Origin of the sequence: Streptomyces vulcanius (assembly GCF_042653945.1) — a bacterium.
Lineage (GTDB): Bacteria > Actinomycetota > Actinomycetes > Streptomycetales > Streptomycetaceae > Streptomyces > Streptomyces mangrovi.
This window is the reverse complement of the sequence record NZ_JBHSFK010000003.1, coordinates 121,315-133,323: the sequence shown is the minus strand read 5'-3', so window position 1 is coordinate 133,323 and position 12,009 is coordinate 121,315. Positions and strand designations below refer to the sequence as shown.

Annotated in this window: 11 protein-coding genes; 4 read left to right on the top strand and 7 right to left on the bottom strand. The window is 71.8% G+C overall.

From position 1 onward, the window contains the following. Nucleotides 1-31: 31 nt before the first annotated feature. From ACFPIH_RS05345 to ACFPIH_RS05325, 5 genes are all read right to left on the bottom strand, one after another. Nucleotides 32-3,136, bottom strand: coding sequence for an efflux RND transporter permease subunit (locus tag ACFPIH_RS05345; RefSeq protein WP_381175524.1), 3,105 nt, complete (start codon nucleotides 3,134-3,136; stop codon nucleotides 32-34). A 170-nt stretch (nucleotides 3,137-3,306) separates the two neighbouring features. Next, entirely contained in the window at nucleotides 3,307-3,990 is a 684-nt protein-coding gene (locus ACFPIH_RS05340; RefSeq protein WP_381175525.1) for a response regulator, read from the bottom strand. Further along, on the bottom strand, nucleotides 3,987-5,216 hold the full coding sequence (locus tag ACFPIH_RS05335; protein ID WP_381175527.1) for a sensor histidine kinase: 1,230 nt from the start codon (nucleotides 5,214-5,216) through the stop codon (nucleotides 3,987-3,989). The genes ACFPIH_RS05340 and ACFPIH_RS05335 overlap by 4 nt, the downstream gene beginning before the upstream one ends. Nucleotides 5,217-5,257: 41 nt before the next feature. Beyond that, nucleotides 5,258-5,536, bottom strand: a complete 279-nt coding sequence (pspAA, locus tag ACFPIH_RS05330) for a PspA-associated protein PspAA (protein WP_381175529.1) — start codon at nucleotides 5,534-5,536, stop codon at nucleotides 5,258-5,260. Between the two features lie 21 nt (nucleotides 5,537-5,557). Then, nucleotides 5,558-6,361 carry a PspA/IM30 family protein gene (locus tag ACFPIH_RS05325; protein WP_381175531.1) on the bottom strand — a complete coding sequence of 268 codons (804 nt, stop codon included), beginning with the start codon at nucleotides 6,359-6,361 and terminating at the stop codon, nucleotides 5,558-5,560. Between the two features lie 309 nt (nucleotides 6,362-6,670). Between ACFPIH_RS05325 and ACFPIH_RS05320 the strand changes: the two genes are divergently transcribed. Further along, nucleotides 6,671-7,267: a DUF3043 domain-containing protein gene (locus tag ACFPIH_RS05320; RefSeq protein WP_381175533.1), complete on the top strand. Its 597-nt coding sequence runs from the start codon at nucleotides 6,671-6,673 to the stop codon at nucleotides 7,265-7,267. An 83-nt stretch (nucleotides 7,268-7,350) separates the two neighbouring features. Further along, on the top strand, nucleotides 7,351-8,067 hold the full coding sequence (locus ACFPIH_RS05315) for a class I SAM-dependent methyltransferase (RefSeq protein ID WP_381175535.1): 717 nt from the start codon (nucleotides 7,351-7,353) through the stop codon (nucleotides 8,065-8,067). Nucleotides 8,068-8,146: 79 nt separating this feature from the next. Here ACFPIH_RS05315 and ACFPIH_RS05310 read toward each other — a convergent pair whose 3' ends face one another. After that, complete coding sequence (locus ACFPIH_RS05310; protein WP_381175537.1) at nucleotides 8,147-8,359, bottom strand: hypothetical protein; 213 nt, start codon at nucleotides 8,357-8,359, stop codon at nucleotides 8,147-8,149. A gap of 113 nt (nucleotides 8,360-8,472) precedes the next feature. Here ACFPIH_RS05310 and ACFPIH_RS05305 point away from each other — a divergent pair, with 113 nt between their 5' ends. Then, the gene (locus ACFPIH_RS05305) at nucleotides 8,473-9,693 is read left to right on the top strand and encodes a bifunctional adenosylcobinamide kinase/adenosylcobinamide-phosphate guanylyltransferase (RefSeq protein WP_381175539.1); all 1,221 of its coding nucleotides are present in this window, start codon (nucleotides 8,473-8,475) and stop codon (nucleotides 9,691-9,693) included. 84 nt (nucleotides 9,694-9,777) lie between these two features. Here the strand turns inward: ACFPIH_RS05305 and ACFPIH_RS05300 are convergent, their stop codons facing one another. Next, a complete protein-coding gene (locus tag ACFPIH_RS05300; RefSeq protein ID WP_381175541.1) occupies nucleotides 9,778-10,683 on the bottom strand; it encodes a class I SAM-dependent methyltransferase in 906 nt (301 codons plus the stop codon). Nucleotides 10,684-10,833: 150 nt separating this feature from the next. Here ACFPIH_RS05300 and cobT point away from each other — a divergent pair, with 150 nt between their 5' ends. Then, nucleotides 10,834-11,934 (top strand): nicotinate-nucleotide--dimethylbenzimidazole phosphoribosyltransferase, encoded by a 1,101-nt coding sequence (cobT, locus tag ACFPIH_RS05295; RefSeq protein ID WP_381175543.1) that lies wholly within the window; start codon nucleotides 10,834-10,836, stop codon nucleotides 11,932-11,934. Nucleotides 11,935-12,009: the final 75 nt, after the last annotated feature.

Genomic DNA, 12,009 nt, shown 5'->3' with positions numbered 1-12,009 from the left:
GGGGGACGGGGGTCCCCCGCGCCGACGGAACTCAGACGCCTGCCGGTTCGGGCGTCTTCTCGGGCTCCGGGGCCTGCCGCTTCGCGGCCTTTTTCTTGGCCCTGCGCTCCTTGCGGAGTTCGAGCGTCGCGTACAGCGTCGGCACGAGGAGCAGGGTGAGCAGGGTCGAGGTGATCAGACCGCCGATCACGACCACCGCCAGCGGCTGGGCGATGAAGCCGCCCTGGCCGGTGACGCCCAGGGCCATCGGGAGCAGGGCGAAGATGGTCGCCAGGGCGGTCATGAGGATGGGACGCAGCCGGTGCCGGCCGCCTTCCACCACGGCCTCGACGACGCCGTACCCCTGCTTCCGGTACTGGTTGATGAGGTCGATCAGGACGATCGCGTTGGTCACCACGATGCCGATGAGCATCAGCATGCCGATCATCGCCGGGACGCCCATCGGGGTGCCGGTGGCGATCAGCAGGCCGATCGCGCCGGTCGCCGCGAACGGGATGGAGACCAGCAGGATCAGCGGCTGGGCCAGCGAGCGGAAGGTCGCGACCAGCAGCATGAAGACGATCGCGATGGCCGCGAGCATCGCCAGGGCGAGGTTCTTGAACGCGCTGTCCTGGTCGGAGGAGACACCGCCGATCTCGGCCGTGGCGCCCGCCGGGAGCTTCAGCGCGTCGATCTTCGACTGGAGCTGGGTGCTCACCGCGCCCGTGTTGTCGCCGGTCGGGCGGGCGGTGATCGTGGCCGCGCGCTGACCGTCGATGCGGGTCATCGCCACCGGTGCGTCGACCACCTGGACGGTGGCGATGTCGCCGAGCTTCACCGCGCCGAGGCTGAGCGCCTTGAGCTGGGCGAGGGTCTCGGCCGGCTGCGCGGACCTGATGACGACATCGCGCTCGGTGTCGTCCAGGACCGCCTTCGCCGCCGTCGTACCGGATACGGCCTGGGTGACGGCCGCGCCGAGCGTCTGGTCGTCGAACCCGGCCGCCGCGGCCCTGGAGTTGGCCTTGACCGAGATGCGGGGCACGCTCTGCGAGAGGTCGCTGGTGACGTCGGTGACGTCGTCGAGCCCGGCGACGGTCCTGCGGACCTCCTCGGACGCCGTGCGCAGCACGCCCGCGTCGGCCGCCTTCACGACGACGCTCAGGTCCTGGCTGCCGAAGCCGTCACCGGCGGAGACGGTGGTGGTGCCGATGCCGTCGAGCTTCTTCAGCCCGTCCTCGACCCGGTCCTGGACGTCGTCGTAGGACGCCGAGTCCTTCAGCATCACCTGGTAGGAGGCCTGGTTGGTGCCGGTGCCGCCGCCGAAGGCCGCCAGGAAGCCGGAGGAGCCGACGGTGACCTGGTAGTCCTTCACGCCCTCGGTGCCGGCCAGCAGCTGCTCGACCTTCTTCGCCTGGGCGTCGGTGGCGGCCAGGCTGGTGCCGGGCTCGAGTTCCTGCTTGACCGTCAGGACCTGCTGCTCGCCCTGGTCGAAGAAGTTGGTCTTCAGCAGCGGGGCCATGCCGAAGGTGCCGAGCAGCACGACGACCGCGATGGCCACGCTGGTCAGCCGGCGCCGGGTGGCGAACCGCAGAACGGGGACGTAGACGCGCTGGAGGCGGCTCTTCGCCTCCTTCTCCTCGGCCGCGCGACGTGCCTCCTCGGCGTCCTCGGGGGTGTCCTTCGGGGCGCGCAGGAACCAGTACGACAGCACGGGGACGACTGTCAGCGAGACCAGCAGGGACGCCAGCAGGGCGGCCGTGACGGTGAGGCTGAACGCGCCGAACAGGGCACCCACCATGCCGCCGACCAGGCCGATCGGCAGGAAGACGGCGACCGTGGTGAGGGTGGAGGAGGTGACCGCGCCGGCCACCTCGCGCACGGCGGTGATGATCGCGCTCTGGCGCTCCTCGCCGTAGCCGAGGTGACGCTTGATGTTCTCCAGGACGACGATCGAGTCGTCGACGACCCGGCCGATCGCGATGGTCAGCGCGCCGAGCGTGAGCATGTTGAGGGAGAGGTCCCGCGTCCACAGCACGATCAGGGCGAGGACGACCGACAGCGGGATGGAGACCGCCGTGACCAGCGTCGAGCGGACCGACGCCAGGAAGACCAGGATGACCAGGACGGCGAAGAGCAGACCGAGCGCGCCCTCCGTGGTGAGGCCCTCGATGGCCTTGGACACGGCCGGGCCCTGGTCGCTGACGACGGTGACCGTCGCGTCGGAGCCGAGGTCCTGGCGCAGCCCTGGCAGCTTGTCGTCGACCGCGTTCGAGATGGCGACCGCGCTGCCGTCGTGGTCCATGGTGACGGACACGGCGAGGCTGGGCTTGCCGTCGGTACGGGTGATGGAGTCGGCCGGGGCCTCCTCCTGCCGCACGGTCGCCACGTCGGCGAGGCGCACCGGCTTCTTGCCGCCGACGCCCGGGATCCGCAGGTCCGCGATCTGCTGTACGGAGGTGTAGCCGCCGCCGACCTGGACCGTGCGGTTGCTGCCCGCCTCGTCGAAGGAGCCGCCCGGGACGGTCACACCGCCCGCCTGGAGGGCCTGGGCGAGGGTCTGGGTGTTCAGACCGGCCGCGGCGAGCTTCGCGTCGTCCGGGGTGACGGAGACCTGGAGGTCGCGGACGCCCGTGACGGTGACCTGACCGACGCCGTCGATGCCCCGCAGGGCCGGCACGACGGTCTTGTCGAGCTGGTCGGCGAGGGCCTGCTGGTCCTTGCCGGAGGTGACCGCGAGCACCACGGTCGGGATGTCGTCCGTGGAACCGGCGACGACCTGCGGGTCCACGGCGTCCGGGAGCTGGACCCGGGCCCGGTTGACGGCCTGCTGGACGTCGGCGACGAGCTGCTTGGTGTCGTTGCCGTAGTCGAAGGACGCGGTGATGAGGGCGTTGCCCTCACTCGCGGTGGAGGTGACGCCGGTGATGCCGTCGACGCCCTCGAGGTTGTCCTCGATCGGCTCGATCACCTGCTTCTCGACGACGTCCGGGGAGGCACCCTGGTAGGGGGCGAGCACGGACACCATCGGAAGTTCGATGGTGGGCAGCAGCTGCTGTTTGAGCTGCGGGATGGCGATCGCGCCGAAGACCAGCGCGACGATGGACATCAGGCCTATCAGGGCCCGTTGCGCGAGGCTGAACCTGGACAGCCAGGACATGGGTTACGGGTCTCTCTTCCATGGGCGGCAGAATCGCTCGGCAGACGTGAGCGGCAGGAGTGTGCGGAAGCGTCCCCATCACCCTGTGGCACACGGGGACGGCAATCCGTAGCCCCCAGGTCCAATTCCTTACGCGGCTCCTACTCCGGCCGCAGTACGGCCGGGTGGAGTCAGTCCACCCTTGGGCGTACCAGCCCGGACTCGTACGCGATCACCACGAGCTGGGCCCGGTCGCGGGCGCCCAGCTTGGCCATGGCCCGGTTGACGTGCGTCTTCACGGTCAGCGGGCTGACCTCCAGACGCTCGGCGATCTCGTCGTTGGAGTGCCCTCCGGCGACCTGCACGAGGACCTCGCGCTCACGGACGGTCAGCGCGTCGAGCCGCTGCGCCCGGTCCGGGTCCCGCTCGTCGTCCAGCACGTCGCCCTGGGCGAGGAAGCGGGCGATCAGGCCCTTGGTGGCGGCCGGGGAGAGCAGGGCCTCCCCGCCGGCGGCTATCCGGATCGCGTTCAGCAGCTCCTCCGGCTCGCTGCCCTTGCCGAGGAACCCGGAGGCGCCCGCGCGCAGCGACTGCACCACGTAGTCGTCGACCTCGAACGTGGTCAGGATGACCACCCGGACCTGGGCGAGGGCCGGGTCGGCGCTGATCAGCCGGGTCGCGGCGAGGCCGTCGGTGCCGGGCATCCGGATGTCCATCAGGACGACGTCGGCGCGCTCGCTTCTCGCCAGCTCGACCGCCGCCGCGCCGTCGGACGCCTCGCCGACCACCTCCATGTCGGGCTCGGAGTCGACCAGCACCCGGAACGCGCTGCGCAGCAGCGCCTGGTCGTCGGCGAGCAGGACGCGGATGGTCATACGGGGTCCTCCGCGGTGGCGGTGCGGGTACGGGTCTTGACGGGCAGGATCGCATGGACGCGGAAGCCGCCGCCGTAGCGGGGACCGGTGGTGAGGGTGCCGCGCAGGGCGGTGACCCGCTCCCGCATGCCGAGCAGACCGTGGCCGCCGCCGTCCTCCCGCGGCTCTTCGCCTTCCTGGTGCCCGTTGTCGAGGACGGTTATCTCGACGTTGGGTCCCACGCGTACGACGCTGACCTCGGCCTTGGCGTCCGGTCCGGCGTGTTTCTGCACGTTGGTGAGGGCCTCCTGGATGATCCGGTAGGCGGCCAGGTCGACCCCTGCGGGCAGCTTGGTGTCGTGGTCCGTGCGGGCGACCTCGACATGGAGGCCGGCGCTGCGGAAGGTGCCGGCGAGGTCGTCGAGACGGTCCAGGCCGGGGGCCGGTTCGGTGGGGGCCTCGGGGTCGTCGGAGTGGCGGAGGAGTCCGACGGTGGCGCGCAGTTCGTTGAGGGCGGAGCGGCTGGCCTCGCGGACGTGGGCGAGGGCCTCCTTGGCCTGGTCGGGGCGTTTGTCCATGACATGCGCGGCGACCCCGGCCTGCACGTTCACCAGGGCGATGTGGTGGGCGACCACGTCGTGCAGGTCGCGGGCGATGCGCAGCCGCTCCTCGGCGACCCGGCGGCGGGCCTCCTCCTCCCGGGTGCGCTCGGCCCGCTCGGCGCGCTCCCGGATGGCCTGGACGACGGCCCGGCGGCTGCGTACGGCGTCCCCGGCGGTGGCGCCGATACCGGTCCAGGCGAGGATGCCGAGGTTTTCCTGCGCGTACCAGGGCAGCGGTCCGGCGAGCATCGCGGCGCCGGTGACGACCGTCATGGTGATGAGACCGGCCCGCCAGGTGGTGGCGCGGTCGGTGGTGGCGGCGACGGTGAAGAGGGCGACGACGACGGACATCGCGACGGGGGCACGGGGGTCGCCGGTGACGGACTCGACGACGGAGAGGGTGCCGGTGACGACCAGGACCCTCATGGGGGCGCTGCGGCGGAAGATCAGCGCGATGGCGCCGAGGGTCATGAGGAACAGGCTGAAGGGGTACGGGGTGCGCAGGCTCCAGCTGACGCCGTGCTCGCCGTGGGGGTCGACGAAGGAGCCGGCGAGCATGCACAGCAGTACGCCTGCCGCGAGGGTGGCGTCCGCTGCGAGGGGGTGGGCGTGGAGTTGGCGTTGGGCTTGGGCGAGGGGGGTCACCGGGGGGCCATTTTCTCGTACCTCGCTTTTCTGGCCGCCGCTCAGCCGGGGATCAGCCCGTCGTCGCTCAGCATCTCCCGGACCTCCTCCAGACTCGCGTCCGGGGAGGGCAGGATCAGTTCCGACGGCTCCAGGGAGTCGTCGGGCAGGGGCTCGCCGAGACGGCGGACCTCGTCGAGGAGGGCGGCCAGGGTGCGGCGGAAGCCTGCCTCGTCGCCGCCCTCCAGCTCCTCGAGGAGTTCGTCGTCCAGCTTGTTCAGTTCGGCGAGGTGGCCGTCACCCAGCCTCACCTGCCCCTCCCCCATGATCCGTACGATCATGTCGCCTCCCTCGGCGTGGGCCTACTGCTTGTCGAAGCGCGGGGTGTCCTTCGGCTGCTGCTGGGACTGCGACTGCGACTGGCTCGTGCCACCCTCGATGGCCTGCTGGTCGGAGGACGTGCCTCCCGCCAGCTCGGCCTTCATGCGCTGCAGCTCCAGCTCTACATCCGTACCACCGGAGAGCCGGTCCAGCTCGGCCTGGAGGTCGTCCTTCGCCATGCCGGTCGGGTCGTCCAGGGCGCCGGAGGCGAGAAGCTCGTCGAGGGCGCCGGCCCGGGCCTGGAGCTGGGCGGTCTTGTCCTCGGCGCGCTGGATGGCCAGGCCGACGTCGCCCATCTCCTCGGAGATGCCGGAGAAGGCCTCGCCGATGCGGGTCTGCGCCTGGGCGGCGGTGTAGGTGGCCTTGATGGTCTCCTTCTTCGTACGGAAGGCGTCCACCTTGGCCTGGAGGCGCTGGGCCGCGAGGGTGAGCTTCTCCTCCTCGCCCTGGAGCGTCGCGTGCTGCGTCTCGAGGTCGGTGACCTGCTGCTGGAGGGCGGCCCGGCGGGAGAGCGCCTCGCGGGCGAGGTCCTCACGGCCGAGTGCGAGCGCCTTGCGGCCCTGGTCCTCCAGCTTGCCGGACTGCGACTGCAACTGGTTGAGCTGGAGTTCCAGGCGCTTGCGCGAGGTGGCCACGTCGGCGACACCGCGGCGGACCTTCTGGAGGAGTTCCAGCTGCTTCTGGTACGAGTAATCGAGGGTCTCGCGCGGGTCCTCGGCCCGGTCAAGGGCCTTGTTCGCCTTCGCGCGGAAGATCATCCCCATACGCTTCATGACACCGCTCATGGGCTTCGCGCGCCCCCTTCTGACGTCCAGCTCCAGCTCTGCGACAGAACCCACAGTACGGGCCCTGCTTCTATTGACGCACTGTTCGGGGACGGATGCGCTCATCCCCGAGGACGACTGACCGAGTCCTTGCTCCGGCGTAAGGAGTAGGTGACCTTCAGGGGTGAGCCGTAGATCACGCGACGTCCCTCCATACCGGCGTTTACCCCCATCCGTCCCGGTCCGTCTTTCACTACAGACGACTGGTGTTGCCGGATCGTTCCCCGCCGGGCTGGGGTCCATGCCCAGAAGCGCTTACCCTTGGGTTTTGTGTTCCGTAGCCGTGCCAAGGAAGAGAAGGCCCTCGCCGACAAGGCCGTGGTGACCGACTCCAAGCAGACCCGCGACCCGCAGGCCCCCAAGGGCAGGCCCACGCCCAAGCGCAGTGAGGCCCAGTCCCAGCGCCGCAGCGTCGCCGCCACCCCGTCGACGCGCAAGGAGGCGTCCAAGCGTCAGCGCGACGAGCGCCGCACCCAGCTGGAGCGTCAGCGCCAGGCGCTGGCGACCGGCGACGAGCGGTACCTGCCGGCCCGCGACAAGGGCCCGGTCCGCAAGTTCGCGCGCGACTTCATCGACTCGCGGTTCAACGTGGCGGAGTTCTTCCTGCCGATGGCCGTGGTCATCCTCGTGCTCAGCATGGTGCGGGTGGGCTCGCTGCAGACCATCGCGCTGCTGCTGTGGCTGGTCGTGATCGTGCTGATCGTGCTCGACTCGATCCTCACCGGCTTCCGGATGCGCAAGCAGCTCGCGGCGCGCTTCCCGGACCAGAACCGCCGGGGCGCGGTCGCGTACGCCCTGATGCGCTCCCTCCAGATGCGTCGGCTTCGGCTGCCCAAGCCGCAGGTCAAGCGCGGAGAGCGGCCCTGAGCACGACACCTTTCTCCGGGGGAGCCGCGCGGTCCTGGCTGAACAGGCTGGGTGGACTGCGGGATGTCGTACGGCAGGAGCTGGTGGCCCGGCAGCTCGACGAGCAGATAGCGGGCCGGTACCCGATCGGACAGCGCCTGCGGGTGCTCGACGTCGGCATGGGGCAGGGCACGCAGGCGCTGCGGCTGGCCCGCCTCGGCCATCAGGTGACCGGTCTGGAGCAGGACCCGACGATGCTCGCGGCGGCCCGGGAGGCCCTGTCCGGGGAGCCGGAGGGCATCCGGGAGCGGGTGCGGATCATCGCGGGCGACGGCCGGGACACCGGTGTGCACTTCCTGCCCGGCAGCTTCGACGTGGTGCTCTGTCACGGCGTCCTGATGTACGTCGAGGAGCCGGACGCGCTGCTGGCGGGCCTCGCGCGGATGCTGGCCCAGGGCGGCCTGCTGTCGCTGCTGGTGCGCAACGGCGACGCGCTGGCCGCGCGGCCGGGCCTGAGCGGCGACTGGGCGGGGGCGCTGGCCGCGTTCGACACCACCGCGTACACCAACCGGCTGGGCCTGGCCGTACGGGCGGACCGGCTGACCGTGCTGACGGACACGCTGGCCGGGATCGGGGCGCCGCTGCAGACCTGGTACGGGGTGCGGGTGTTCACCGACACGGCTCCCGACGACGCCGGGCTGCCGGAGGATCCCGCCACGGCGGAGGGGCTGCTGGCGGCCGAGGAGCGCGCGGGGCGGACGGATCCGTACCGGAGCGTGGCGGCGCTGCTTCATCTCTGCGGGGTTCGCGGAGCGCCGTAGCAACGAGTGGGAATCGCTCGTACGAGTGACGTGGGGGTCGCCGTGGTTGACGGCGACCCCCGTTTTTACGGCTGCGCGGCTACGACTCGTTCGCGTGCAGGCTCATGGGGCCGTAGATCTCGGTGGAGTCCTCGAAGAGCCGCACCTGCTCGGCGCCGCCCTCGAGGAGTGCCTTCCACTCCTCCCCGATCCAGGATTCGGCGTCTCCCTGGGTGGTGAACTCCTCGGGTTCCACCGCGGGCTGGACCTCCGTCCCGTCGGCCTTCTCGAACCGCCACGTCCATGCCGCCATGTACGCCTCCCTGATGTGAACACGTGCAGAGCAGGAGCCGGATCTTGGTCCGGCTCCTGCCCGCAGCCTAGTCGGATGCGCAAGACCAGGTCAGACAGGCGAAAATCAGCTTTGTGGAAGTGACTCTGCTCGGTACCGGTGCCCCCGCGGGACTGCCCCGCCCCGACTGCCCCTGCGCGGTGTGCGCGACCTCGCTCGGCGCGGCGGCGCGCGCGGCGACCGCGGTGCTCGTCGACTCGACGCTGCTGCTCGACCTGACGCCGGGCGCGGCCTTCGCCGCGGCACGCGCCGGGCACTCGCTGGGCGGGGTGCGGCAGGCGCTGCTGTCGCATCCGCACGACGGGCCGCCGGTGGAGGTGCCGGCCGGCCTGCCGCAGCCCGGGCGGGTGCCGGACGGGCGCGAGCTGGCGCTGCTGACGGGGCATCGGGTGCGGGCGGTGGCGATGGACGCGCCGGGTACGGGGTACGCGGTGACCGGCCCCGACGGGCGGCGGCTGCTGTATCTGCCGCCTGGGGGTGCGCCGGCCGGTCTCGAGGAGGGGGGCGAGGGCGGTGCCGAACCGTACGACATGGTTCTCGCGGATGTCGTGGGGCGGCCGGACGCGCTGGCGAAGCTGCGGGCGGTGGGGGCGGTGGGGGCGGCCACGGATGTCGTCGCGGTGCATGTGGATCATGACGTGCCGGCGGGCCCGGAGCTGACGCGGCGGCTCGCGACGGCGGGGGCGCGGGCGGTGCCGGACGGGTCGACTCTGGGGGTGGGGGTGTACGAAGACGTGTCGGCCGTGCCGGACGTACCGCGGCGGACGCTGGTGCTGGGCGGGGCGCGGTCGGGGAAGTCGGTGGAGGCGGAGCGGCGGCTGGAGTCGTTCCCCGACGTGCTGTACGTCGCCACCGGGGGGTCGCGCGGCGGGGACACCGAGTGGGCCTCGCGGGTGGCCGCGCACCGTGAGCGGCGGCCGGGGTCCTGGCGGACCACGGAGACCTGCGATCTGGTGCCGTTGCTCGGGGAGGCCGGGCCGCCGCTGCTGATCGACTGTCTGTCGCTCTGGCTGACGGACGCGATGGACTCCGTCGGGGCGTGGGACGACGCGGTGTGGGCGGACGGGGGTGAGCGGGCGTTGCGGGCGCGGGTCGGGGAGTTGGTGGCGGCGGTGCGGGGGGCTCGGCGGACGGTGGTGCTGGTGTCCAACGAGGTGGGGTCGGGGATTGTGCCGGCGACGGCGTCGGGGCGGCGGTATCGGGACGAGTTGGGGAAGGTGAACGCGGGGGTTGCGGGTGAGTGCGAGTCGGTTGTGCTGGTGGTGGCGGGGCAGTGTGTGGTGTTGCGGGGGTGAACGGGGTGGCGGCTGGGCGGGGGTGGGGGTGCTTGCCCGCGCCGGCGGGGCGCCGCTGCGCCCACCCGGGCCGCCTGCCCGCAGCTATGTGCGTTGTTTGCGGGCGATCAGGCGGTAGGCGTTGGAGAAACGGGTGCGGCTCAGGGCCGGGGACAGGAGGTGGTCCAGGGCTGTGGCGAACATGATCGCGGGGGGCGCCGCTCGGCGCAGGGGGGTTCTGTTCAGGTAGAGGGTGGCGGCCGTGGAGAGGTCACGGGGGGTGTGGGGGGTTCTGCGGTCCGTCGCGACGATTTCGCAGCCCCTGGCCACCAGTTCCGCGCGCAGGTTCGGCAGCGGGATCAGGTGGAGGTGGCGGGGCTGGTCGTGGGGGTGCCACCACTTGCCCAGGACCGTTGCGAACGCGCTCGTGGGGTCCGGGAGTTCGAGGAGGAGGTGGCCGCCGGGGCGCAGGGCGGTGAGGGCCGCCGTGAGTTCCGCTCGCGGGTCCCGGGTGTGTTCCAGGTGGTGGAGCATGCTGACCACGTCGTAGCGGGCGCGGAGGCGGGGAAGCAGGTTCGGGAGATGGCCCACGTGGGCCTCGTCCAGTCGGCCCGCCGCTCGGGCCCGTTCCACGCGTGGGGTGGGGTCGACGCCGTCGAACGCCGTGTAGGTGAACAGTTCCCGCGCCGCGCGGGGGAAGGCCGCGTCTCCCGTACCGACGTCCAGCCAGCTCTCCGGTTCCGGGAAGGGGAGCATCGTGCGGGCGGTGGCGAGCAGGCGTCTGCGGCTGAAGGGGACGGCGCCCTGGACGTCGTACAGGTCAAGGCCCTCGGGGGTCAGGCGCGGGTTCTGGAAGGCGTGGGCGCAGTCCCGGCATTCGTCGACCACGAAGGTGCCCGGCCTGCGGTGGCGGAGGTCCGGGGACCGCAGCCGGGTGCGCAGCCGCTTCGAGCCGCACCAGGGGCAGTCGTCGCGGCGCGGGTCGTGGATGGGCCTGGGCCGGGAGGACATGTGCGGCTCCGGAAGGGCAGAGGGCGGGCCTGCGTCATTTCGTGGCAAAACGGAACGTATGGGATGCCAATCCTTGAAGCAAAGACGTGGTGGCCGAGCGGTGCCCATGTGGCGGGGAGCCGTTCGGCCGGTGCCGGTACTGTTCGGCGAATGAGCTCGCTTAATCTCGACGACTTCACCGATCTGATCGAGCGCCCCGACGGCGGAGTCCGCCGTGACGCGGAGGCCCGCCGGGAACGTCAGATCGTGCCGCCCGGTTCGCTGGGGCGCCTGGACGACCTGGGTGAGTGGCTGGCCGCGGCGCAGGGTTCGGTGCCCGTGCGGCCGGTCGTACGGCCGCGGGTGGTGCTGTTCGCCGGCGACCACGGCGTCGCGGAGCTCGGCGTGTCGGCCCGGCCGGCGGGCAGCGCGGCGGACCTGGTGCGGGAGATCCTGGACGGCGGCCGTCCGGTCTCGGTGCTCGCCCGGCGCCTCGATGTGCCCGTACGGGTCGTGGACATGGCGCTGGACTGCGCGCCGGACACGTTCCCGGAGGACGTCGTACGGCACCGGGTGCGGCGCGGCAGCGGTCGTATCGACTTCGAGGACGCACTGACGCCGGAGGAGGCGGAGGCGGCCTTCCTGGCGGGGGTCGCGGTCGCCGACGAGGAGGCCGACTCCGGTACGGATCTGGTGGTGCTGGGCGATGTGAGCGTCGGCGGGACGACGGCGGCCGGGGTGCTGGTCGCGGCGCTGTGCGGGACCGACGCCTCGGTGGTGACCGGGCGGGGCGGCGAGGCCATCGACGACCTGGCCTGGATGCGCAAGTGTGCCGCCATCCGGGACGCGCTGCGGCGGGCCCGGCCGGTGCTCGGGGAGCAGTTGCAGCTGCTGGCGGCCGTGGGCGGGGCCGACCTGGCCGCGATGACGGGCTTTCTGCTCCAGTGCGCCGTACGGAAGTTGCCGGTCGTGCTCGACGGTGTGGTCGCGGCGGCCTGTGCGCTCGTGGGGCAGCGGATCGCGTTCCGGGCGCCGGACTGGTGGCTGGCGTCGCACCGGAGCGGGGAGCCGGGGCAGGCGAAGGCGCTGGACCGGATGGCCCTGGAGCCGCTGCTCGACCAGGGTGTGAAGGTCGGGGAGGGCGCGGGGGCGCTGCTGGCACTGCCGTTGGTGCAGGCCGCGGCGGCGCTGGCCGCCGAGCTTCCCGAGAAGCCGGAGGCGACGGCCGAGGAGCCGGAGAAGGACCCGGAGGACGTCTCCGACATCACTTAGAACATTTCCCCGCCAAGGGGACAGACGGCACCAAAAGAGCGGTTTGGGTGAAGTGCGCCCATATCATCACCGCTC